21 protein-coding genes are annotated in these 24,164 nt (G+C 48.0%); 12 read left to right on the forward strand and 9 right to left on the reverse strand.

Features of this window, described 5'->3' with window-relative positions:
• The first annotated feature begins 3 nt into the window (after nt 1–3).
• Nucleotides 4–1,173 carry a pyridoxal phosphate-dependent aminotransferase gene (locus H7R39_RS08475; protein ID WP_185898822.1) on the forward strand — a complete coding sequence of 390 codons (1,170 nt, stop codon included), beginning with the start codon at nt 4–6 and terminating at the stop codon, nt 1,171–1,173.
• A gap of 114 nt (nt 1,174–1,287) precedes the next feature.
• Here H7R39_RS08475 and H7R39_RS08480 read toward each other — a convergent pair whose 3' ends face one another.
• The 5 genes from H7R39_RS08480 to flgH all read right to left on the reverse strand — a co-directional run bounded on the left by H7R39_RS08480 (nt 1,288) and on the right by flgH (nt 6,063).
• Nucleotides 1,288–1,581, reverse strand: a complete 294-nt coding sequence (locus H7R39_RS08480) for a DUF2695 domain-containing protein (RefSeq protein ID WP_185898823.1) — start codon at nt 1,579–1,581, stop codon at nt 1,288–1,290.
• Nucleotides 1,582–1,642: 61 nt separating this feature from the next.
• On the reverse strand, nt 1,643–2,599 hold the full coding sequence (gene lpxD / locus H7R39_RS08485; protein WP_185898824.1) for a UDP-3-O-(3-hydroxymyristoyl)glucosamine N-acyltransferase: 957 nt from the start codon (nt 2,597–2,599) through the stop codon (nt 1,643–1,645).
• Complete coding sequence (gene ilvN, locus H7R39_RS08490; protein ID WP_163026421.1) at nt 2,599–3,060, reverse strand: acetolactate synthase small subunit; 462 nt, start codon at nt 3,058–3,060, stop codon at nt 2,599–2,601. Before ilvN ends, lpxD begins: the two co-directional genes overlap by 1 nt.
• An 8-nt stretch (nt 3,061–3,068) precedes the next feature.
• Entirely contained in the window at nt 3,069–4,766 is a 1,698-nt protein-coding gene (locus H7R39_RS08495) for an acetolactate synthase large subunit (protein ID WP_323874606.1), read from the reverse strand.
• Nucleotides 4,767–5,361: 595 nt separating this feature from the next.
• Complete coding sequence (gene flgH, locus H7R39_RS08500; protein ID WP_122873899.1) at nt 5,362–6,063, reverse strand: flagellar basal body L-ring protein FlgH; 702 nt, start codon at nt 6,061–6,063, stop codon at nt 5,362–5,364.
• Between the two features lie 62 nt (nt 6,064–6,125).
• Here flgH and pta point away from each other — a divergent pair, with 62 nt between their 5' ends.
• Complete coding sequence (pta, locus tag H7R39_RS08505) at nt 6,126–7,511, forward strand: phosphate acetyltransferase (RefSeq protein WP_185898826.1); 1,386 nt, start codon at nt 6,126–6,128, stop codon at nt 7,509–7,511.
• Nucleotides 7,511–8,710: an acetate kinase gene (locus H7R39_RS08510; protein WP_185898827.1), complete on the forward strand. Its 1,200-nt coding sequence runs from the start codon at nt 7,511–7,513 to the stop codon at nt 8,708–8,710. The genes pta and H7R39_RS08510 overlap by 1 nt, the downstream gene beginning before the upstream one ends.
• Nucleotides 8,711–8,720: 10 nt before the next feature.
• Here the strand turns inward: H7R39_RS08510 and H7R39_RS08515 are convergent, their stop codons facing one another.
• The gene (locus H7R39_RS08515) at nt 8,721–8,858 is read right to left on the reverse strand and encodes a hypothetical protein (protein WP_185898828.1); all 138 of its coding nucleotides are present in this window, start codon (nt 8,856–8,858) and stop codon (nt 8,721–8,723) included.
• Nucleotides 8,859–8,993: 135 nt separating this feature from the next.
• Between H7R39_RS08515 and H7R39_RS08520 the strand changes: the two genes are divergently transcribed.
• On the forward strand, nt 8,994–9,932 hold the full coding sequence (locus tag H7R39_RS08520) for a DUF3137 domain-containing protein (RefSeq protein WP_221892113.1): 939 nt from the start codon (nt 8,994–8,996) through the stop codon (nt 9,930–9,932).
• Between the two features lie 141 nt (nt 9,933–10,073).
• On the opposite strand, the gene H7R39_RS08525 is transcribed toward H7R39_RS08520, so the two are convergent.
• Nucleotides 10,074–13,073 (reverse strand): molybdopterin dinucleotide binding domain-containing protein, encoded by a 3,000-nt coding sequence (locus tag H7R39_RS08525; protein WP_185898829.1) that lies wholly within the window; start codon nt 13,071–13,073, stop codon nt 10,074–10,076.
• A gap of 10 nt (nt 13,074–13,083) precedes the next feature.
• A complete protein-coding gene (locus tag H7R39_RS08530; protein ID WP_185898830.1) occupies nt 13,084–13,824 on the reverse strand; it encodes a 4Fe-4S dicluster domain-containing protein in 741 nt (246 codons plus the stop codon).
• 167 nt (nt 13,825–13,991) lie between these two features.
• Here H7R39_RS08530 and H7R39_RS08535 point away from each other — a divergent pair, with 167 nt between their 5' ends.
• A complete protein-coding gene (locus tag H7R39_RS08535) occupies nt 13,992–15,056 on the forward strand; it encodes a tyrosine-type recombinase/integrase (RefSeq protein ID WP_185898831.1) in 1,065 nt (354 codons plus the stop codon).
• A 207-nt stretch (nt 15,057–15,263) separates the two neighbouring features.
• On the opposite strand, the gene H7R39_RS08540 is transcribed toward H7R39_RS08535, so the two are convergent.
• A complete protein-coding gene (locus H7R39_RS08540; protein WP_185898832.1) occupies nt 15,264–17,837 on the reverse strand; it encodes an ATP-dependent Clp protease ATP-binding subunit in 2,574 nt (857 codons plus the stop codon).
• A 193-nt stretch (nt 17,838–18,030) separates the two neighbouring features.
• Here H7R39_RS08540 and H7R39_RS08545 point away from each other — a divergent pair, with 193 nt between their 5' ends.
• From H7R39_RS08545 to H7R39_RS08575, 7 genes are read left to right on the forward strand one after another with little or no spacing between them, the layout of a single operon-like run.
• Nucleotides 18,031–19,320: a S41 family peptidase gene (locus H7R39_RS08545; RefSeq protein ID WP_407644572.1), complete on the forward strand. Its 1,290-nt coding sequence runs from the start codon at nt 18,031–18,033 to the stop codon at nt 19,318–19,320.
• An 11-nt stretch (nt 19,321–19,331) separates the two neighbouring features.
• On the forward strand, nt 19,332–20,048 hold the full coding sequence (gene purC, locus H7R39_RS08550) for a phosphoribosylaminoimidazolesuccinocarboxamide synthase (RefSeq protein ID WP_185898834.1): 717 nt from the start codon (nt 19,332–19,334) through the stop codon (nt 20,046–20,048).
• Nucleotide 20,049: 1 nt separating this feature from the next.
• Nucleotides 20,050–20,310: a phosphoribosylformylglycinamidine synthase subunit PurS gene (gene purS / locus H7R39_RS08555; RefSeq protein ID WP_185898835.1), complete on the forward strand. Its 261-nt coding sequence runs from the start codon at nt 20,050–20,052 to the stop codon at nt 20,308–20,310.
• Nucleotides 20,307–20,972, forward strand: coding sequence for a phosphoribosylformylglycinamidine synthase subunit PurQ (purQ, locus tag H7R39_RS08560; RefSeq protein WP_185898836.1), 666 nt, complete (start codon nt 20,307–20,309; stop codon nt 20,970–20,972). The genes purS and purQ overlap by 4 nt, the downstream gene beginning before the upstream one ends.
• Complete coding sequence (locus H7R39_RS08565) at nt 20,966–22,318, forward strand: SH3 domain-containing protein (protein ID WP_185898837.1); 1,353 nt, start codon at nt 20,966–20,968, stop codon at nt 22,316–22,318. The genes purQ and H7R39_RS08565 overlap by 7 nt, the downstream gene beginning before the upstream one ends.
• A complete protein-coding gene (locus H7R39_RS08570) occupies nt 22,305–22,991 on the forward strand; it encodes a lysophospholipid acyltransferase family protein (protein WP_185898838.1) in 687 nt (228 codons plus the stop codon). Before H7R39_RS08565 ends, H7R39_RS08570 begins: the two co-directional genes overlap by 14 nt.
• Nucleotides 22,992–22,995: 4 nt before the next feature.
• On the forward strand, nt 22,996–24,036 hold the full coding sequence (locus tag H7R39_RS08575; RefSeq protein WP_228724766.1) for a hypothetical protein: 1,041 nt from the start codon (nt 22,996–22,998) through the stop codon (nt 24,034–24,036).
• Nucleotides 24,037–24,164: the final 128 nt, after the last annotated feature.

Consider the following 24,164-nt stretch of genomic DNA (forward strand, 5'->3'; position numbering starts at 1 on the left):
AAAATGCTATCAAAAAGAGTTCAGGTGCTAGGCGAGAGTCTAACTATCGAGATCAGCACCAAGGCAAAAGAGATGAAAGCCTGCGGCGAGGACGTGATCAGTTTTGGCGCGGGCGAACCGGACTTTGACACGCCAGAGATCATCAAAAACGAGGTAAAAGCCGCCCTGGATAAAGGCTGCGGCAAATACACAGCCGTAGCGGGTACGCCCGAGGTGAGAGAGGCGGTCGCCGCAAAGCTAAAGCGCGACAACGGCCTAAACTATGCGCCAAATCAAATCATCACCAACGTCGGCGCGAAGCACTCGCTTTTTAACGTATTTCAGGCGCTAATCGACGAGGGCGACGAGGTTATCGTGCCAAGCCCGTACTGGGTGAGCTACCCGGAGATGGTCAAATTTAGCGGTGGCAATCCAGTTTTTATAGAAACTAGCGAAAAGACCGGCTTTAAAATCACGCCTGAGCAGCTAAAAGCGGCTATCACTCCTAGAACTAAAATTTTAGTATTAAACAGCCCTTGCAACCCGACGGGCGCGATATATAGCCGCAAAGAGCTAGAGGCGCTAGGCGAAGTGCTAAAAGGCACGAAAATCATCGTGGCTAGCGACGAAATGTACGAAAAGCTAAACTACGAGGGCGAATTCGTCGCGACTGCGGCGGTGAGCGAGGATATGTTTAACCGTACGATCACGATAAACGGCCTAAGTAAATGCGGTGCGATGCCGGGCTGGAGATTTGGCTACATGGCTAGCCCGTTTAAGGAGCTAAACGCCGCGGTCAACAAGCTACAAAGCCAAAGTACGAGCAACATAAACTCCCTAACGCAAGCGGGTGCCATCCCTGCGCTGCTCGGTAAAGCCGACGAGGATATCGCGTATATGAAGGGCGAGTTTAAAAAGCGCCGCGACCTGGGCGTCGAGATGATAAACGCTATACCGGTACTTAGCGTGCTTAAGCCTGACGGCGCGTTTTATCTTTTCATAAACTGCTCCGAGGTCGAGCCTGATAGCATGAAATTTTGCAAAGAGCTGCTAGAAAAGGCCAAGGTCGCCGTGGTGCCGGGCATGGGATTTGGTATGGACGGATACTTTAGGCTGTCTTTTGCGACCGATTTGGAGAGTATCAGAAAAGGTATCGCAAGGATCGGCGAATTTGTAAAAAGTTATAAAAAATAGCGTAAATTTTGACTCAAATTTGATGCGGCTTAAATTTGCGGCGTCAAATTTGGGTTTTTATAAATTTAGCTTTCATAAATTTGATAAACCTAGCATCAAATTTAAATCGTCGCTTTAATCTAAATACTCAAATTTCTCCTCAACGTTCATCATCACTTCGCAGTCGTAGTATCCGCCCTGCTCTTCAAGCCATGCAAGCACGCTCAAAACGTCTTTTACGCACAAATTTGAGAGGATTTGCTTGGTGAGTTTTAGGCTGTGATCGCAGCCGTGCGCGTGAAGCTCGGCGTCCAAAAGCTCGAAAAGTTGCATAAATTTATCCTCCGGCATAGGTAAATTTTGTCTAAACTCGGCTAGTTCTTTTTCTTTTATAGCTTTTAAAATTTCTTTTCTTTTGCTTTTTTCCATGGATTTTCGTTCAAATTTACATCACCAAATTTGACGGCTATTGCGCAACAGCCGTCAAATTTTAGTTTTTCTTAAAAAATCTCGCGATCTTAGCTTGCAGTTTGAAAAAGTCGGCCAGCTCCATTATCGGATATGCGCCTGCGTATTTTTTACCGCCCGCGATATCCTTTGACACGCCGCCGCGCGCTGCTATCTGAGCAAAGTCGCCGACTTTTAAATGTCCCGCAGAGCCGCTTTGTCCGCCCATCACGACGTTGCGTCCAAGCTTGGTCGAGCCCGCGAGCCCTACCTGAGAGACCAGTATCGAGCCGTAGCCTATCTCGCAGTTGTGGCCGATTTGCACGAGGTTATCGATCTTGGCGTATGCTTTTACGACCGTGCTTTCAAACACGCCGCGATCTATCGTCGTGCATGCGCCGATCTCTACGAAATCCTCTAAAACGACATTGCCGTTGTGGTAAATTTTCACGTGTTCGCCCGTTTTCGTGTGCGCGTAGCCAAAGCCGTCGCTACCGATGACGGCGTTTGCGTTGATGCGGCAGCCGTTGCCGATAACGGTGTCGTTGTAGATGACGACGTTTGGGTGGATGACGCAGTTTGCGCCGATTTTTACGTTATCGCCGACGTAGGCGCCCGCCATCACAAGCGTATTGTCGCCGATCGCGGCGCCTGAGCCCACGTAGACGTTTGACATTATCTTTGCGCTTGGTGAAATTTGCGCCGGTTGCGGCTGGGAAGCCAGAAGCTCCCTGGCAAAATATTCGCTCAAAATAGCAAAGGCAAGGTGCGGGTTTTCTACCACTACTGCTCTGCTTTGCGCACCGACAAGATCTTTTAAATTTGACGCGACTAAAATCGCGCCCGCCTTTGAGCCCTCGATAAATTTAGCGTTTTTCTCGCTATCGCAGTAGCCTAGCTCGCTAGCACCTGCGTTTGAGAGCGAATTTAGAGCCGTGATCTCTAGCTCCTCGCCGCTAAATTCTAGTCCTAAAATTTTATAAATTTCGCTTAGTTTCATCATAGATCCATTAGCACCGAGCCGCCGCGCACGACGTCTGTGGGGTTAAATTTTTTGATAGCTTTGAGGAAATTTTCTATCCTGCTTGCGTCGTCGCTGACCATGACGACGATGTAGTTTTCGTTGGTGTTGGCTACGATGCCGTTGTAGGCCTTTAGTATCGCGTCTAGTCCGCCGAAATTTTCGCTAAGCGGGATTTTTACCAGCGCCATCTCTTTTTCGACGAATTCGCCGCTTTCGATTACTTTGTAGGTCGGTATTAGCTTGTGTAGCTGCTTTACGATCTGCTCTAGTACGCGCTCGTCGCCGCTAGTGACGATGCTTATACGAGAAAGCTCGGTGCCTGGGATCGGCGCTACCGTGAGCGTGTCGATGTTGTATCCGCGCCCCGCAAAAAGCCCGGAAATGCGCGATAAAACGCCGTGCTCGTTTAGCACGATGACTGAAATCACTCTTCTTATGCTCATTTTTATTCCTTGCTTTTTAAGATCATGTTATATATCGCCGCTCCCGCAGGAACCATCGGAAGCACATCCTCAAATCTATCCACGCGTACGTCTAGTACCGCCGTTTTACCGCAGGCCATCGCCTCTTTTAGCGCAGAGCGAAACTCGTCTTTCGTGCGGCACACAAAGCCCGTTCCGCCAAAGCCCTCTGCGATCTTTGCAAAATCAGGCTGCAGGCTAAGGTCGGTCGAGGAGTAGCGCTCGCCGTAGAAAAAGGTCTGCCACTGGCGCACCATGCCTAGGAAGTTGTTGTTTAGGATGATGTTGATGACGGGCTTATCTATCTCGGTGGCGGTCATCAGCTCTTGGATATTCATTAGGATCGAGCCGTCGCCGGTGAAATTTACGACGATGCTTTCGGGCATCGCGTTTTTAGCTCCGAGGGCTGCTGGCAAACCAAAGCCCATAGTTCCCTGACCTCCGCTAGTTATCAGCTGGCGCGGCCTATCAAACGGATAAAACTGCGCGACCCACATCTGGTGCTGGCCGACGTCGGTGGCGATCACGGCGTCTTTGCCAGATTCTTTTAAAATTTTAGCCGTTTCGCGTACGACCCACTGAGGTTTTATAATCTCGTCGCTATCTTTGTAATCCAGCGGATTTAGCGCGTCGTAGCGAGCCAAGATCTCGCGCCACGCGGTCAAATTTTGCTCGTTTACGGTTACTTTTTCCAGCATCTCTTCTAGGACGAAATTTAGATCGCCTACGATCGGGAAGTGCGCGTTTACGATCTTTGAGATCGAGCTAGGGTCGATATCGACGTGGATGATTTTGGCGTGTTTAGCAAATTCGCTTAGCTTGCCCGTCACGCGGTCGTCAAATCGCACGCCAAGCGCGATAATGAGATCGGTCTCGCTCATCGCCATATTTGCCGCGTAGCTGCCGTGCATGCCGACCATCGAGAGTAGATTTTTATCCTCGTGCGCTAGGACGCCAAGCCCCATCAGCGTTTCGACCGCAGGGATGCCCGTCTTTGCGCTAAATTTACGCACAAGCTCGCTAGCGTTCGCCGCTACGACGCCTCCTCCTAGATAAAGTAGCGGGCGTTTGGCCTCTGCTATGACTTCGAGCGCTTTTTTGATCTGTTTTGCGTTGCCTTTATAGGTCGGTTTGTACGTCGGCATCTTTATCTCGGTCGGGTAATCAAAATCCCCAACGGCCGCGGTTATATCCTTTGGGATATCGACGTGAACGGGCCCTGGACGTCCCGAGCGAGCGATATAAAAGGCCTCTTTTAGGATGCGCGGCAGCTCCTCGATACTGCGCACGAGGTAGTTGTGCTTCACGCACGGGCGAGAGATGCCAACGGCGTCGATCTCCTGAAAGGCATCCGTGCCGATAAGCGAGGTCGGAACCTGGCCGCTTATTAATATAAGCGGAATGCTATCCGAGTATGCGGTGGCTAGACCCGTGACCGCATTTGTAAAGCCGGGGCCGCTCGTCACAAACGCCACTCCGACCTTGCCGCTAGCTCTGGCGTAGCCGTCTGCGGCGTGCACGGCGGCTTGCTCATGACGCGTCAAAACGTGCTTGAAATAACTCTGCTTATACGTCTCGTCGTAGATGTTTAGCGCCGCGCCGCCCGGGTAACCAAAAACCGTCTCTACGCCCTCCTCGCGCAAGGCTTCCATCACCATGCGCGAGCCAGAAATGCCTTTTATCATCTGTATCGCCTTTTGATAAATTTGACCCCGATTATACAGCTTTCAGGTTTAAAAACGCGTAAAATCGGGCTTAGAATTTGGGCGGTACTTTAAAGGGGCTTAAATTTGAGTAAATTTGTGAGCTAAATTTAGAAAGAATCTAATTTGGATAATTTTTTAAATTTTACGCACCGAGACCTGCACCTTTAAGATGCTAAATTTGGTTTTCAAATTTAATGATACACGTTCTTTAGTTTTCTAAAATTTAAGCTTTTTCTTTTTCTTGGGTGGCGGAAGGGGTTTCTACTTACGAAGCGTCGCCCTTCCCCCCCAAACCCCCACCATCCCCACTGCACGTGATATGTTGCTGCACTGCGTGCAGGTTAAATTTGACGCTATCGCGTCGCGTGTTTAAATTTATATTTTCAGGGTGCGGGTCTCGGCGGGGAAAATTTTAAATTTTAGCGTAAAACGATAAGGGACAGGATTTTTGTTTTAGACGAGGCGCTTTTAAATTTTGCGACGGGAGGTACCTCGTCGGTAATGACCGAGCCAAAATTAAAAGCAACGACGTATAGGACAAAAAGACAAGCCGCCAAAAAAGCAAAAGAGACTAAAAAGGCCAGATCGCCTCCATAAGCTTCGTCCCCCACGGCTTCCTCGTCGCCCTATCCACGTCGCCTTCGGTTTTATATAGGATCTTTGCGTCGGCGATGTAGCGCGAGTCGATCTCGTTGGCGTTTGAGATGTCGTACGGGCGGATCACGCCGCTAAGCTGCATGATCTGTTTTTCGCCGTTTATGAGTAGCTCGCGCGAGCCTTCGATAAAGTAGTTGCCGTTTTCTAGTACCTTGATGATGCGCGCTGAAATCGTAGTCGTAAAGGCCTCTGCGCGCACGCTAGATCCCGCACCCGTAAATTCGTTTTTCGTGCCCGCGCTAAAGCCGATGTCGCCGGCCTTGTTTAGCTGAGTAGCCAGCGTAGATAGCGGCGCGGAGCCTGCGGTAAATATCCCTCCGCCAAGGCTTATCGTGCTGTTTTTGCTAGTGTCGTGCTTGCCGCTGGAGCTTTGGTTGGCGCGCTCGCTGATGACGACGGTTACGATATCGTTTACGTTCATCGCCTTGCGATCGGCAAAAAGCGGGTTGTCGCCGCGACCAAAAAGACTGCCCGCGTTTGGTTGGTTATTGACCTGTTTAGCGGGAAGCTGCTCGACGTAAACGGGCGGTTTCATATCTATGCGAGGGTCGGCGCTGGGCAAACACCCGCTCAAAAACGCTGCTGCAAGGGCGCAAAAGTAAATATTTTTTCTCACGCTTTACCTTAAAGTGAAAATTTTACGATAAAATAAGCAAATCAAGTTCCAAAAGGAAAATTATGGCCGATTCTATCCTTGCGCTTGGCGCGAATTTTCAAGAAATTTACGAAATTATATCAACAAAATTTAAAAATGTAGCCGTTTTTGACCCCATCAATGATTTTTACGGGCTCGAAAATGCCAAAAAAGCTTTTGAAAACGGCAGCGAGCGAGAGTTTTTTAAAAGCATGATAAATGAATTTGACCGACTAGCCGAGAGCGCTGATCTCGTACTGGTTAAGCCTGCAAAAAGCATCGCAAATATCGGCGAAATAGAGCTAAATTTACAAATCGCTAGAAATTTAAACGTTCCGGTTTTTTGCCGCGAAAATTTGAGCTTTTTTACGCGAAACTCAAAGCTAATCGTAAGCGGAAATTTGGATGAAATTTTAAACGCAAAGCAAGATATAATCACGCCTTTGCGCTTTGAAAATTCGCTATTTAAACTCGCCGCAAAAGGTAAAAAAACCGTCGTTTTGCCCGAAAGCGAAGACGAGCGGGTGCTAAAAGCCAGCGAAATTTTACTAAAAAGCGGCGCGGTAAATTTGATCCTTTTGGGCGACGAAAACAAGGTTAAATTTGACGCGGAGAAGCTCGGGGTAAATTTAAGCGGCGCGCGATTTATAAATTTAGAAAAAAACGAGTACGCAGATCGCCTAACCGCCGCGCTTTTTGAAGCTCGCAAAAGCAAGGGCGTAAGCCTAGAGCAAGCCAGCGAGCTCGTGCGAGATAGGACGTATTTTGCTACGATGATGGTACAAGAAGGACTAGCTGATGCCATGGTGAGCGGCGCAAACACGACCACGGCGCACACTATCCGCCCCGCGCTTCAGATCATCAAAACCCGCCCTGATAGCCCGCTAGTTTCAAGCTCGTTTATAATGTGCTTTGAGGAGGAGATCCTGATCTACGCCGACTGCGCGATAAATCCAAACCCGGATGCCCGGCAACTAGCGCAAATCGCCCTAGCCTCGGCGGATACGGCGCGTGCTTTCGGACTAGAGCCGCGAGTAGCGATGCTAAGCTACTCTAGCGGAGATAGCGGTAGCGGAGCGGATATAGACATGGTTGGGAGTGCGGGCGAGATAGCGCGAGAGCTAGACCCCACCCTAAAAATCGAAGCTCCCGTGCAGTACGACGCGGCCGTAGATCCGGCTGTAGCGCGGAAAAAGCTACCAAACAGCGACGTAGCAGGCCGCGCGAACGTTTTTGTATTTCCAAATTTAAACGCGGGTAATATCGGCTATAAAATCGCGCAACGAAGCGCAAACTGCGTCGCCGTCGGGCCGATCTTGCAAGGTCTAAAAAAACCGGTAAACGACCTAAGTCGCGGATGCGGCGTGGGAGACGTCATAAATACGGTCCTAATCAGCGCGATACAAGCCGCAAACGAAGGAGAAAAATAGTGAAAATTTTGGTTTTAAACTCAGGTAGCTCGTCGGTTAAATTTCAGCTTTTTGATATGGCGGATAATCGCGTCATCGCTAGCGGTCTAGTCGAAAAGATCGGCGAAGCAAGCTCCTATGCCAAGCTAAAAGACGTTAGCGCGGATAAAATTTACGAGGAGCGCGCGCCGCTAAAAGACCACCACGAGGGGCTTGAGGCGATGAGGCGGCTGTTTGCTAGCTCAGATATCTTGCATGATTTTAGCGAGCTAGACGGCATCGGACACCGCATCGTGCACGGCGGCGAGAGCTTTAGCGACTCGGCTCTAGTTACGCCTGACGTGATCGCCAAAATCGAGCAAAACTCCGTCCTAGCGCCGCTTCACAACCCAGGCCACCTAGCGGGCATAAGAAATGCGATGCAAGAGAGTGGTAAAAAGGTGCCTCACGTCGTCGTTTTTGATACCGTATTTCATCAAACTATCCCCGAGTACGCCTATCGCTACGCTCTACCATTTGATCTTTGCAAGAGGCTACATATCCGCAGATACGGCTTTCACGGCACTTCGCACCACTACGTGACTAAAAAAGCCGCCGAGTATCTAGGCGTGCCGTACGAGAAATTTAACGCTATCTCGCTACATCTTGGCAACGGAGCCTCCGCCTGCGCCGTACAAGGGGGCAAAAGCGTCGATACCTCGATGGGCCTAAGCCCGCTAGAAGGCCTGATAATGGGCACTAGAAGCGGCGATATGGATCCTGCGGTGCTTACATATCTTTTAAATTTAGGCGAGCTTACGGCTGAGGGCATAGACGCGTTTTTAAACAAAAAAAGCGGGCTGCTAGGCATCTGCGGCTCAAACGACATGCGCGAAGTGGTCGTCAAGATGCAAGGCGGCGACGAGCGCGCGCATCTAGCTTTTGAGATGTTTTGCTACCGTATCAAAAAGTATATCGGCGCGTATTACGCTGTTTTGGGCCGAGTGGACGCGGTCGTTTTTACCGGCGGTATCGGCGAAAATGCCCCGTATAGCCGCGAGAAAATCTGCAACGATCTCACGCACATGGGTATCAGGATCGATCACGAGCTAAATTTCGCCGCAAGCGGCGGTATACGCGATCTCAGCGCCCCTGACGCAGCGGTAAAAACTCTCGTCGTGCCGACCAACGAGGAGCTAGAAATCGCGCTAGAAACAAAAAGGGTGATAGAAAATCTCTAAATTTTACCGCTTAAATTTGAGCTTTCGTCTGCGCGTTTGCTGCAAAAACCGCTTTGATTTGGCGCTTAAAGCAAATTTGACGAGTCGCTTCTAGGGCTCGGTCAAATTTGATCTGAAATTTACGATTATAAACGGCGGCAAATTTCAAATTTACGCCGAGCCAAATTTGATTCCAAACCCATCAAATTTTAAAAATCCTCGCTCAAATTTATCTGCCCGAATTTACTTTATTTTAAGCTGCGCTCGGTCAAAATTTACGTAAAATTTAATCAAAAGCGAGCAAATGACCCTTTCGCAAGCATTTTTATTAACCGTAAAAAAACAAAAAGAGTGCCGAGCCGCAGCGGCCGGAACGCCTAGTTTTATCGCCCTTTGCGTCGGCGTTTTTGCTCTACTTCTAGCGGCGCTTAAGATTTTTGATTTGGGCGCCGGGGCGGCTTTGGTTTTGCTTGTGCTGTTTTTTGGCTTGCTATTTTGGGTGCCCGCAAAGCTAAAAAGTATCGGCAAAGCGCAGGATGAATATAACGAATTTTACAAAGAAGTTTTTATCCCCGCACTCATCAAAGATATCGACGAGAGCTTTACGTATAGCGCCTACGGCGGCATTTCGCAGAGCGAATTTGACGCGGCGGGGATTTATAGACCGAGCATATTTTATAGCGAAGATAGCGTACGCGGAGTCTATAAAGGCGTCAAATTTAGCCTGTGCGAGGTGATCAGCCATGAGCGCGAATACCCTCGGATAAATAACAAATACGTCGCCGCCTTCGTCCTGCTAAAGTACGCATTTGATCAGTATTCGGACTTCAAGGGTAGCGTGCTGGTTTGCGAGTTTAATAAGAAATTTCGCAGCAAAACGGTCGCCGTGAGTAAGGATTTTAACACTAAATTTCTAGGCGACAAAGAGCTGCTCGACGACGTCAAATTTAATGAAAATTTTAGAGTTTTTACGACCGATAAGATAGAGGCTAGATACCTGCTGACGCCTGCGTTTATGGGCAAGCTAAATATACTAAAAGCCTACAAAAACACTCTAAAATCGCCCAGCGTAGCCTTTATGGATAACAAATTTTATCTATTTTGCTTTAGCAGGAGAAATTTTTTCGAGGGACGACTCTTTGAGAGGCCTGATATCAACGAAGCTCGCCGCGAACAAAGATACGTGAGGCAGATGCTTAGCGTCATCGACGAGCTAAATTTAAGTTTAGATATCTATAGGTAAATTTGCCTCAAATTTGCGTGATCTACCTTAAAAATACTGTAAATTTGACGCCATCCGCGACAAATTTACGCTACTTTAAATTTACCGCCCAAGCGTCAAATTTTACGGCGACCAGGCTATGCCCTAGCCGCCGCGTTAAATTTAGCCGATTTTGCGGATATTTGCAGGTAGCGCCTGTCTAGCGCAGGTGCCCACTAGCCAGTCGTTTAGGCTAAATTTACCCTTTCGCTTCGGATCTAGTAGGCCAAGTTTGTTGTGATTTACCCCTTTTTCCGCGTTTTCTAGCCAAAAGGCCGGTTTGCCGTCGATAAAATGCACTCTAGCGCCAAACTCATCGTGTCCAAAACCGTGCTCGAGGCTGATGACGCCGCTAGCAACGCCGTTTGTTACGAAGGCCTCGCCCGTTTGCGAGCCATACGGCGTCGTGATCTTGACCTTGTCGCCAGTCTTGATACCCTGCTCGCTTGCGATATCCTCGGCGATCCTTACGAAATTTTTCGGATGTATGGCGCGTAGCTTTGGACTAACGATCGTGTAGTAGTGCTGGATGTTTGATTTTCTCGAGCTTACGAGGTATTTCCACTCTGATTTTGGGAAAAACTTTTCTAGCGGAGTACCGTCGCTAGCGACCGCAAGGGCCAGAGTCGGCGTGCCCGGCATATACTCGCCCGTGATAGAGTGCCTATGTCCGCCAAGCGGCTCGTAGTAGATCGCAGCAGGCGTGGCGGCGGGTACTTTTACCGTGGTTTTATCGCCCTTGTACGCACTCTCGTAGCTGTCAAACCTACCGCCCTTTGCCAGCACGTGCGCGACTTTTGCTTTTTCCTCATCTTTTAAAAACGGCTCTAGCTTTTTCATGGTTTTTGAAATTTTACTTAGCTTTAGATCCTCTTTGCTGATGTCCTTCACGCCCTCTCCGTCAAAGGCCAAATTTGCCAGCGCCGCGGCGTAATACTGCTCTTTAGTATCCAGATCCATCGGCTTTCCGTCTTTATCCTTAAAGGCGCCTTTGCCAAATCCTTTTAGCCCGAGCCTTTTTGCCACCGCGATGTAAAAGGCCTCTACGTCGATTAGCGTGCCGTCTGCGGCGCGGTCTTGTTTAGCGGCGACGGCCGGGTAGCGCACGACCGAGGTTTTAGCTATCGTACCCCAGAGCGAGTTTGGAAGCGCCCAGTTTTCGAGATTTACGCCGTCTGGCACGAGGTAGTCGGCGTAGGCGTTGGTCTCGTTCATAAAGGCGTCGATACCGATGAAAAGCGGTAAATTTTTGCTATCTTTTAGCGCGTCAAGTACCGCGACTTTGAGCCCCGCCTGTCCGTAGACGACGTTCGTCATGTAGTTTATAAACGCTTTTACTTTGTACGGATAGCCCGCGGCGTGGCTGGTGAGCGTTTCGTTTACCAGCGGCATCGAGATAGGATACCACGGCTGCTGTGCAGGATAGCCGCTGCCGCCTGCCGCGACTTTACGTTTAAACTCAGAGCTCGTTTCGTAATACTTGCCCGAGCGGGATAAATTTAGTCCGTTTGGTTTGAATGCGCCCTCGAAATTTTCTAGATCGTATCTGCCTTTTAAAAACTCGTGCGTGCCCGCGCTTGCGTTTACGGTGCCGCCCTTGTAGCCGTATGTGCCCATAAGCGTGTTTAGGCAAAATATCGCGCAGGTGCTCATCGCTGCTTGCGTGTGCATCATGCCGCCGTGGACGTTGGTGCTGACTTGCCTGCCGTTTTTGGTGAAATTTTCGCACAGCCAGAGGATATCGTCTATGCTCACGCCGCAAATTTTAGAGTACTCTTTGAGGCTGTGTTTATAGGCTGATTCTTTTAGTAGCTGCATCGAGCTTTTGACCTCGACTTTTTTGCCGTTAAGCAAAATTTTGCCTTTATAGTAGAGCTTAGCCGGCTCGTTTATCTTGTAGCTTTGGATTTTGCCGCTTTGAGAGCAGACCTGCCACTCGTCGCCAACTAGCGCAAATTTACCGTAGTCTGGGTGGCCTTTTTGCGTGATGACTAGGTGGGTGGCGTTGCACCAGTGTATTTCGCCGGCTAGCTTTGCCTGCTCGAAATTTGGCTGCATGAGGTAGTTTGCGGCGTATTTTTCGTTTTCTATGATCCAGCGTATCATCGCCATAGCAAGCGCGGTGTCGGTGCCCGGTTTTATACCGATCCAGCGGCCTTTGTCTGAGGCGGCGAATTTGACGGCGTTTGTTAGCGTCGGATCTACCACTGCATAGGTGAAGCCGTCGTTTTTACTTCTTGCGTGGGCGACCATTTTGGCTTGCTTTTGGAACGGATTTCCGCCGTTTGCCGGCGAGGTGCCCCAGTAGATGGTAAATTTGGAGTTTTCGTAGTCGGGCTTAGTATGAGCAAAGCCCTTTGCGTTGTGCGCGATTTTGCCGCCGACTCTAAAACCGCCGCCGCAGATACCGCCGTGCGAATAGTGATTTATAGTGCCGAAAGATTTTTTGATAAAGCGATCGACGATATCCGAGCGTCCGTCATAGAGATAAAAGCTCAAAAGCTGGTTGCGCTTGGTGCCGTATTCGGGATTTGCCTCGTCGATGAGTTCGTCTGAGAGTATAGCCCTAAGCCCGTCCACGTGCCCCTCGCCAAAAAGATCCCCGCCATCGACGACCTCCTCGATGAGCTGCTCGAAGCTGATCTTTTTCCACTTGCCCTCGCCTCTTTTGCCCACTCGCTTTAGCGGAGATAAAATCCTAATAGGCGAAGCTATCATCTCGGGTAGCGCTGCGCCTCTAGCGCATACCGTGGCGCGCCGATCGTCCTCGCCGCTAGCCGTTGTTGCTAGCAGTGCGTCGTTTATCGAGGTATCAAAGCTCGCCCAGTGCACGTTTGATAGCGGATGGTATGGGTTGCCCGTGCATCTTAGCACGCGGTCGGCTTTTTCGTCCACATGTAGCCGCAGTCCGCACTTTGCCACGCAGCCGTGACACATAGAAAATACCACGCTATGGCCGTCGTTTATCGAAATTTTGCCATCTTTTACACTAAATTCTGGCTGTAGCGAGCTGCCCTGCGGTTTATAGTCGTCTTTTATTCTCCCCGCGTCGTCCGCTACCGCAGCGGTCGCGCCAGCGGCCGAGATCATCGCCGCGTTTTTTAGAAATTCTCGTCTTTGCATTATTTTCTCCTTACAGCGCGATCTCTTCGCTCCAGCTGATCGCTTGTTTGTAGCCTTTTTTAGCCGCCAGTTCCTTATCGTTTTTAGCCAAAATTTCGCTCACGCCGTAGTAAAAAACCTGCGGATGCGTATTTTTCGGACTATCTAGCACCATCGTCTCATGGGCGGCTAAAAATTTCCTGATATTTGAGTTTTTGTCGTTTAGATCGCCTATTATGCGGCTTCCGCCCACACAGGTCTCCACGCACGCAGGCAGCAATCCCTCGCGCAGTCTGTGGTCGCAGAAGGTGCATTTATCGACCTTGTAGGTTTGTAGGCTAAGGTATCTAGCGTGATACGGACAGGCCTCGGCGCAAAGCGCGCAGCCGATGCACTCGGCGCTATTTACTTTAACGATACCGTTGCCTCTTTGGTGGCTCGCTCCCGTCGGACAAACGTCGATACAGGCTGGATTTTCGCAGTGATTACAAAGGCGCGGCAGCGATGCGATAACGGCTCGGGTGCCCTCTTTATCGCTAGCTTCGTACTCCGAAACGATCGTCCTAAAGGCGCCTGCTTGGACGTTGTTTTCCATGGAGCAGTTCATTGTGCAAGACTGACAGCCCACGCAGCGCGTGAGGTCGATGACCATGCCGTAGCGCGGACCTTTGGTTTTTTCAAAAGTATTCGGAGCGGCCCTGAGCGCGGTTGCCGCGATAAAAACACCCGCCGCAGCGATAAAGCTACGACGCGAACCTAGCGTTGATTGCATTTTTTCTCCTTTGAATCAAAATGGTTTCGTAACTTTATCATAACTTAACTTAAATGATAATATTAATATTTTGATTAAAAGTGTTTTTCAGATTACCCAAAAATTTATTTTTTAGAAGCATTTGGTTATAATGCTTTTCAGATTTTAATAAATTTAAGGAAAATATCTTGAAATACGCGCTTGATTGCAAGGATAGTTTTGAAAACTCGTTTATATTTTGGCTCACGAGATACGTCAAATTTAAGCTTAGCTCGCTCTCAAACAAAGAGCTTCGCGACCCAAAGGCGCTAGCAAGCGTAAATTTCGCCCTTAGCCGCGAGATAAAAAATATCGACCAACTAGACGGCCTTGTAAAATCGGCTAGAAACGCGGGACTAACGGGTATAAATACATACTTTAATCCGCTTAAAAAGATATTCGAGACGCTCAAATTTTACGAGCTAGAGAGCCTAAAGCAGATCGACGAAGAGCTGCTAAGCGAGGTTCTAGCTAGCGTCACGGGCGGGCTTAGCGACGCGAGCAAGAAAAACTACCGCATAAGTGCGATAAATTTTTTCGCATTTTTGGATAAGCAAAACGAAGAGGACGGCAAGGCGCACGTCTTTGACATCGAGCTAAAAAACTGGGGCGGCGTGGGCGGAGCGCGCGGGCAAAAGCTGCCTGAGTTTATGAGCGAGGATGAGGTCAAGAGATTTTTGGAGGCGATCGAAAACGCGGAGTTTAAAAGCAATGCCAATCGCAACAAGCTCATCATCAAAATTATCATTTTCACTGGCATCCGCGTGAGCGAGGCGCTAAGCCTAAAGCGCAAAGATATAACCGAGGACGGCGAACTCTACGTCATAAGAATCCGCGGCAAAGGCAACAAGTACCGCGTCGTTATGATCAAGCGCCGCCTCATCGAAGCCCATCTGGACGCGATCGCGATAAACTATATAAATAAAGAAGGCTATCTTTTTATCAACAAAAAAGGTACGCGCCTGACGCAGGCCTACGTGAGCCGCATCGTCGAGCAGATACTCTTTAAAGTAGGAATCCGTAAGGAAAAAAACGGCGCTCACATGCTGCGTCACACCTTTGCCACGATGCTTTACAAAAAGCAAAAAGACCTGGTTTTAGTGCAAGAAGCGCTCGGGCACGCGAGCCTAAACACTTCGCGCATTTACACACATTTTGATAGCGAAAAGCTAAAGCTCGCCGCGCAGGTAGCCGAGGAGCTAAGCGGGGAATAGCCGCTAAATTTGAGCGGTTTTGGTAAATTTGACCCGGGCGACTAACGTACGCGAGCTTGCTAAATTTGGAATTTAGCTAAATTTACAAGTCAATATGCTATTTTCAAATTTGAGCAGTCTATACATAAGATATTTGCGCGGTTAAATTTCAAGAATTTGACTAGAGATGAAAAACGGCCGCGCCTGAAACGCGACCGTAAATTTGGTTTAAATTTTAGAGATCGTTATTTTTTCTTTGTCGCTACCGATTACGATCTCGTCGCCGCTTTCAAGCTCGTCGCGCAGGATCATATCGGCTAGCGGGTCTTCCACTAGCTCGTAAAGAGCTCGGCGTAAAGGTCTAGCGCCGTAAACGATGTCAAAGCCCGCACCTGCGATAAATTTCTTCGCCTCTTCGCTTAGGCTCGCCTTGATACCGCGATTTTGCAGCGTTTTTTCAAGCTCTTTAAACATTATATCCACGATTTTTATTAGCCCGTCTTCATCGAGCGGATTAAAGATTATCGTGTCGTCTAATCGGTTTAAAAACTCGGGTTTAAAGTAGTTTTTAAGCTCGTTTTTGACCGCTTGCTCGCGCTCCTCGCCTTTTAGATCCATAATAAAATTTGACGCGATATTAGACGTGAGGATGATGATCGTGTTTTTAAAATCGACCGTCACGCCTTTATTATCAGTCGCCCTTCCGTCGTCTAGGATGCCTAAAAGCACGTTAAACACGTCTTTGTGAGCCTTTTCTATCTCGTCAAAAAGTATGACGCTATACGGACGTCTGCGCACGGCTTCTGTTAGCTGTCCGCCTTCGTCATAGCCCACGTATCCAGGAGGCGCTCCGAGTAGGCGAGAGACGCTGTGCTTTTCCATATATTCGCTCATATCAAAGCGTATGAGCGCACGCTCGTCGTCAAATAAAAATTTAGCCAAAGCCTTCGCCGACTGCGTTTTACCCACGCCCGTAGGTCCCAGAAACAAAAACGATCCGATCGGACGCGCGCCCTCGTTTAGGCCGGCTTTATTTCGCTTGATAGCTCTTGCTAGAGCGTGCAAAGCGGCATCCTGACCGACGACGCTTTCGCGCAAATGCTCCTCGATCATCAGATATTTTTGCTTTTCGCTAGTTAGCATTTTGCTGACCGAAATTCCCGTCCATTTGCTTAGTATTTCAGCCACCAGCTCCTCATCGACCTGATTTTTGAGTAGCACGCCTAATTTTTTCATCTCGTCCCATTTTTTTTCGAGCTCTTTTTGGCGGTTGGCCGCTTCTAAAATTTTGCCGTATTCGATCTCGGCGGCGCGCTGTAGATCGCCATTTCTACGCGCTATCTCAGCCTCGCTTTTTAGACTATCTATCTCTTTTTTAGCTTTTGAGATGCCGCCAAAAACCGCCTTTTCGTTTTCAAATTTACCGTCAAGGGCGTGTTTTTGCTCGTTTAGATCGGCGATTTCTTTTTCTATTTCGGCTAGGCGCGCCGCATTTTTAGCCTCGTCTTCCATTTTTAGCGCCTCTTTTTCGACTTGCAGCGTTACGATCTCGCGCTTGATGCGGGCTAGTTCGTACGGCTCGCTTTCGATTTGCATTTTTAGCTCGGCCGCGGCCTCGTCGATGAGATCGATCGCTTTATCCGGCAAGAAGCGGTTTGAGATGTAGCGGTCGCTTAGCTTTGCCGCCGCAACCAGCGCGCTATCGGTGATCGTCACGCCGTGGTGCACCTCGAGGCGCTCTTTTATGCCACGTAAAATTTGAAGCGCTTCGTTTACGCTAGGCTCTTTGACGTCGATAGGCTGAAAGCGGCGTTGCAATGCGGCGTCCTTTTCAAAATACTTGCGGTACTCTTTTAGCGTCGTAGCGCCCACGGCGTGCAGCTCGCCTCTAGCAAGCGCGGGTTTTAGGATATTTGCCGCGTCCATGCTGCCTTCGCTAGCTCCAGCGCCCACGATAGTATGGATCTCGTCGATAAAGAGGATGATATTTCCCGCGCTTTTTACTTCGTTTATGACGGCTTTTAGCCTGTCTTCAAATTCGCCGCGGTATTTCGCGCCCGCGATCAAAGCGCTCATATCGAGTGCTACTACTCGTTTGTTTGATAGGCTAGTCGGTACGTCTTTTGCCACGATTTTTTGCGCTAAGCCCTCGACGATAGCGGTTTTACCCACGCCCGGCTCGCCTAATAAAATAGGATTATTCTTACTTTTTCTTATTAAAATTTGCATCATGCGCGTGATCTCTTCGTCGCGTCCGATAACCGGATCAAGCTCCTTATTTAGCGCCTTTGCGGTTAGATCAATGCCGTATTTTTCGAGGCTATCTAGCGTCTCGTCGCCGGTTTGGCTATCTATCTTGCGCCCTGCCCTGATGCTTTCTAAATTTTTACGGATTTCTAAAACATCCGTAAATTTGCCTAAAATTTGCTTGATCTCAGGCAGCTCAAGCGCCGAGATAATCCACGTATCTACCGCGATATAGCTATCTCCTAGGCTCACCATCAGAGCTTTTGCGCTTTCAAGAGAGTTTATGAGCTCTTTTGAAATTTGCACGTTTTCTTTGCTCACGTTTGAGCTTGTGGGTAGCTGCGCGGCTTTGCTTTTTACTTCAAGCTCCACTGCGTCCTTGCTGACATTCATTTTGTTAAAGACTTGGTTTAGTAGCGAGCCGCTATCTGCGACCAGTGCCCAAAGCAAGTGAAGCGGAAACGTTTGCGGATTTTTCGCGTGAATCGCGAGCGCGACGCCCTTTTCTACCAGCTCTTGCATTTGTGCGGTTAAATTTTCGCCTAAATTTGCCATTTTTTCTCCTTTAGTTTATAATGAGCGTATTATATAACTTTAGTCGATTATTGTCAAGTTATCTAAGTGATACAATATAAATACTTACGAAATAAAGTTAAATTTTATTAAATCTTTTATCCTATTTTTAGGCAAATTTAACTAAAATAGCCCCACTTAAAAAGGCAGGAGATTAACTTTGAATAAAAAAAAGATGTTTTTGTTTTCGAGCGTTGCGGGCGCGATGATTTTCGGAGCTATTTTTAGCGCAAATTTAAATGCTAAAGCCACCGAGGACGGCTCAAATTCTAAACTACAATCGCTCTCAAAACTTACAAAAACCATTTCTACTATCGAAAAATACTATGTTGATGATTTACAGTTTAAAGAGATCGTGGATAAAGCTATAGAGGGGCTTTTGAACAACCTCGACGCGCATTCCGGATTTTTAAACGAAAAGGCGTTTAAAGATATGCAAGTGCAGACAAACGGGGAATTTGGCGGCCTTGGCATCACGGTCGGTATGAAAGACGGCGCGCTAACCGTCATCTCGCCTATCGAAAATACGCCTGCGGATAAAGCCGGCATAAAAAGCGGCGACATCATCCTTCGCATCGACGGAAACGCGACTCTAGGCACTACCATAGACGAAGCGGTAAATAAAATGCGCGGCAAACCAAAGACGCCTATCACGATAACTATCGTGCGAAAAGGCGAGCAAAAGCCGTTTGACGTCAAGCTCGTGCGTGACATCATCTCAGTCGAGTCCGTTTACGCAAAGATGATCGAAAAAGACAACATCCTCTATCTTCGCGTGACGAATTTTGACAAGCACGTAACCGAAAAGGCCGAGGAATTTATCAAAAAATACCCAAAAGCGGAAGGTATCGTACTAGACCTTCGAAATAACCCGGGCGGACTTTTAAACCAAGCGGTCGGATTAACAAATTTGTTTATAGATAGCGGCGTGATCGTATCTCAAAAGGGCAGAAACGAGAGCGAAAATAGCGAATTTAAAGCCGCGAGAGCAAATAAAATCACAAATTTACCGCTTGCGGTGCTAGTTAACGGCGGAAGCGCGAGCGCGAGCGAGATCGTGAGCGGATCGCTACAAGACCACAAACGCGCCGTCGTTATCGGAGAAAAGACGTTCGGTAAAGGCAGCGTGCAGATCATCCTTCCAGTCGATGACAAAGAGGCTATTCGCCTAACGATAGCTCGCTACTACCTGCCTAGCGGCCGCACCATACAAGCAACCGGCGTAGAGCCTGATATCGTCGTATTTCCGGGCAAAGTACCTCAGCAGGACGAAAATGCGTTTTCTATAAAAGAGAGCGAACTAAAAAAACACCTAACCAACGAACTAAGTAAAATCGACGGTAACGGCGATAAAAACGCGACCAAAACCGCCGACAACAAAAAGATAATAACCGAGGCTAACGTAAACGACGATATACAACTAAAATCGGCGATTGACGCGATCAAAATTTTACAGCTAAAATAAGGAGTGCAAAAATGCAAAAAAAAGAGCTGATCTACGAAGGCAAGGGAAAAAAGATGTTCGCAACGGACGATGCGGACTTGCTCATAGCGGAATTCAAAGACGATCTAACCGCCTTTGATGCGCAAAAAAGAGGCAATGAAGCGGGTAAAGGCGCGTTAAATAACAAAATTTCGACGCAGCTTTTTCATCTTTTAAAAGAAAAAGGTATCCCGACCCACCTGGTCGAAACCCTAAGCGACACCGAACAGCTCGTGAAAAAATGCGAAATCATACCGCTTGAAGTGGTCGTGAGAAACATCGCCACCGGCTCCCTAACAAAGCGCCTTGCGATAAAAGAAGGCACGGTTTTGTCGTTTCCATTGGTAGAGTTTTACTACAAAAACGACGACCTGCACGATCCGCTCGTAAACGACGAACATTGCCTAATCATGGGCTTAGTTAAGAGCGAAAACGACCTTGACAGACTAAAACACATGGGCCGCGAGATAAACGCTATCCTCTTTAAATTTTTCGCAGATAGAAACTTAAAATTAGTCGATTTTAAAGTCGAATTCGGCGTCGATAAGGACGGAAACATCCTGCTAGCAGACGAGATCAGTCCGGATAGCTGCCGCTTTTGGGACGCGACTACGAACGAAAAACTCGATAAAGATAGATTTCGCCAGGATCTTGGCAACGTAAAAGTCGCCTACGAAGAAGTTTTAAAAAGAATTTTATCTAAGGTTTAAAATGAAAGCTATCATCAACGTATCCCTAAAAAACGGCGTTTTGGACCCGCAAGGAAAGGCTGTCGAGCACGCGCTCGGTTCGCTTGGATTTAACAACATAAGCGGCGTGCGAATAGGCAAACAAATCGTGCTGGATATAAACGCCGCAAGCAAAGACGAAGCGCGCAAGGAGCTCACCAAAATGTGCGAGGAACTGCTCGCAAACACCGTCATCGAGGACTACGAGATAAATTTGAACGATAAATGCGAGAGCGCAAAATGAAAGTCGCCATCGTTTTGTTTCCAGGCACGAACTGCGAGCAAGATACAAAGTACGCTTTTGAGCTTTTGGGTTGCCAGACGCAGATAATCTGGCACAAAGAAAGCGAGATAAATGCCGATCTAATCGTACTTCCGGGCGGATTTAGCTACGGCGACTACCTGCGCACGGCGGCTATCGCTAAATTTAGCCCCGCGATGAGCGCAGTCGTAAAACACGCCCAAAAAGGCGGATACGTGCTTGGAATTTGCAACGGCTTTCAGATGCTGTGCGAGCTAAAACTGCTTGCAGGAGCGATGAGACGAAACGAAAATTTAAGCTTCATCTCAAAATACCACTATCTAAAAGTGGTCTCAAACGCAAATAAATTTCTCTCAAATTTAAGCGTCGGCGAGATCGTAAATATACCGATAGCTCACGGCGAGGGCAACTTTTACGCCGACGAGGCGACGCTAAAAGGCCTCTACGACAACGATCAGGTGCTGCTAAAATACTGCGACGCAAACGGCGCCGCGCTAAATCCAAACGGCTCGGTCGACGAGGTAGCTGGAATTTGCGATAAGAACAAAAAGATATTCGGCCTCATGCCTCACCCTGAGCGCGCCTGCGAGAAGTTTTTAGGCACGGACGACGGACTAAAGATGCTAAAAGGGCTAGTTTGCTAAAGCCCTTTTTAGCCTTTTTTACTATATTTGTTTTAGTTAGCGGAGCCACCGAGCCTAGCGTATTTGATATGATGGGCGACGAGCAAAGCCAAAAAGTGATCAAGCCTGCTCCGCAAACGCCCTCACAAAAGCCAAATTTACAAAACAAAGCGCCAAGCGCGCAAAATAGAACTCCTGCCCAGGCACAAAGCGCGGCTACTCAAAACAGAACCCCCGCAGCGCAAAGCCAAACCGTAAGCAACCAAGGCGGCACGCATCTGCGCCAGCCTATCCCGCAAAATATCGCGCCAACCAACGAGCCAGAGTTAAATTTAAAAGACAGCCAACTATACGAGCGCGTGCAGCCAAACGATATCATCATCAAGGCTCTAAACGCGCCAAAGCAAGTCTACGTCGGACAAATTTTTAGCTTTACGCTCTCGGTCGATATCCAGGATAACATCGCGGTAGATTTGCAAACCGTCTTACCCGAAACCGAAAACCTAAAATGGCTAAGCTCAAATTTACGCTGGGATAACGACGGCAAGGGCGTTTATAAAGCTCAAATTTACGCAGAGGCTTCCGATCAAGTCGTGCAAAATCCAAAAATCACGGTAAATTTAAAGCGCAACGGCGAGTTTTTTCAGACGGCAAATTTGACGCTTTCGCTACCTAAAATCGTAGCGCTAAAAAGCGGCGAGAAATACAACCACGTCGTCGCCCAAAATCTCGAAGTCAAAAAATACAAAACCAACAAATTTGACGACAAAAATCTCATCATGATCGTCGAAGTAAACGCACAAAAAGGCAATATAGCGGACTTTTTCATCGAGGATAAGGACATCATCAAGCAAGGCGTGGACTCCACAAGCGGCGAATTTGACGCGCAAAGCGGATATTATTTTGCGATATTTTCGCCCGAAAAAAACTCAATAGATTTTAACTACTTTAGCCTCGCCAAAAAAGATTTTGTGAGCTTTTCGCTCCCGGTAGTCGTGGAGGACGACGAGATCAGTACGCAAATCGGTCTAAATCCAAAGCAAAGCAAATTTGAAATTTACAAAAATATCGGAGTTTACGCGCTTTTTGGTATATTTTTGATCACGTTTTTGTTTAAGCGCGATGCGATATTCCTCGTCGTCGTAGTCGGCCTTGGAGCTTATATCCTTTACAGCTACAACCCGTTTGGCGGCGCGACGCTAAGGCAAAATATAAACGTAAAAATTTTGCCTACGCAAAACTCAAGCGTATTTTACACTTCAAAAGCGGAGGAAAAAGTCGAGATCCTCGGCGAACGCGAGGACTACGTCAAAATTTTACTAGACGACGGCAAGATAGGCTGGGTGAAAAAAGATGATATTTTCTAGGATAAAGGCCGCTTATTTCGCGGTCGAGTTTCTAATCAGCATACTTTTGGTCGTGTTTTTTATGTGGCTTTTTAAAAAGCATATCCACGCCGTAAGGAAATTTTGGGGCAGGAGTCAGCGATTTTTCGGTTTTTACTCGCTCGAAGTCGTCGGCAAATTCGACGAGCGCGCAAATATGATCATCATGAACCACCAAAGCATGCTAGATATCGTCGTTTTAGAGGAAGTCTATCCTAAAAATCTCTGCTGGATCGCCAAAAAAGAGATCGCCGACCTGCCCGTCATCGGACAGATCATCCACGTGCCGCAAATGATCTCAGTCGAGCGCGAGAATAAACGCTCGCTCATCAAGCTCGTAAAAGACGCGCAGGACCGCGTCGAAAAGGGGCGCGTGCTGGCGATTTTTCCGGAAGGAACGCGCTCGCACTCAAAGGAGCTTTTGCCGTTTAAAGGCGGCGCGAAAATCATCGCCGACAAGCTAAATCTAAAAATCCAACCCGTCGTGATCGCGGGCTCGGACATCATGGACGTGAAAAATTTTAGCTTTAAAAACGGCAAAATCAAAATCATCTGCTTAGATCTCGTCGACACCGCCGAGCCAGAGTGGCTAGAGAACGCAAGGGCTAAAATGCAAGAAACGCTAAATAGCGAGAGGCAAAAAGCGGCGATTTAAAGCGTTGCTTTATCGTAAATTTTGCCGCACGCGTAAATTTGACGAACTTTTCAGCCAAAATTTGAACCAAATTTACCGCGAGCAAATTTGGCCCTTAAATCCGCTAGCCAAATTTGACCGCCTCGTAAAAGCCGTAAATTTAGGAGGATTTATGAAAAAGTACGCCGTTATATTTATGGTTTTAGCTCAAATTTTATTTGCTTCAAATTTACCTGAGCCTGATTTTGAGATTTTTTTCGACGAAAATGCTAGGAGCGAGCAAATAGACGCGGGGCTTGATCAAATTTTGGAGTTTTTGTCGCAAAACCCGCACCGCGTAAACGACGAGTACGGAGAATTTAACGACCGCCTTTTTTCGCCGTTTATCTACAACGTAAAAATCATAAAAACGGGCAAATTCGACTTTGAACGCATAGAAAAGGCACTCAAATTTAAGCCGGGACTCAACTATAAATTTATGATTTTCACCCCTCTTGACGCGGTTATCGCGCTTGGCATAGATCCCGAGGGCAAATATAAATTCGATCAAAAAGAAGCGATACGACTCATCGACCTACTCATAGCAAACGGCGCGGATATCGGTTCGCCTGAGCTTTTGCGCACGGCTTGCAATGCCGAAGCGTTTGAGATTTTTAGCCACCTTCTTAGCAAAGGCGCGCGCGGCGACAAAGAAACGATGCTTTGCGTGGCCGGCGGGATAGCTATTTTTATGGGTCAAAACGGCGCCTCGCCGATCGCCAACGCTCCGCTTGATCCAAAAATAAGGCAGTTTGCGAAAACCGCAAAATTTACCGAATTTTACAGCGATAAAATGCGCTACCTCGAGGAGCTGCTAAAATTTAAACCGCTTAGCGAATTTGAGGCCAAGGATCTGGAAATTTTTACGAAACTATCCGCGATCTTAGACAGCGAGGATATGGTTAAATTTCTGCTAAAAAACGGCGTTTGCAAGCAAGAAAATTTACAAACCTCGTGCGAAAATCTCAAAAAGTACGCGACCCACTACGACGCAAAAGAGAGTCTAAAGCTAATAGGAATCAAATAACATAGCGCGGCGAACGAGCGGCATGAAGCTAAATTTTAAGGGCAAATTTAAACAAGACGGCCTAGGTTAAATTTGCCGCTTCAAATTTAGACTGCTGGATTTAGACTCAAATTTTACCGCGGCGTATG

Source organism: Campylobacter massiliensis (assembly GCF_014253065.1).
Classification (GTDB): domain Bacteria; phylum Campylobacterota; class Campylobacteria; order Campylobacterales; family Campylobacteraceae; genus Campylobacter_A; species Campylobacter_A massiliensis.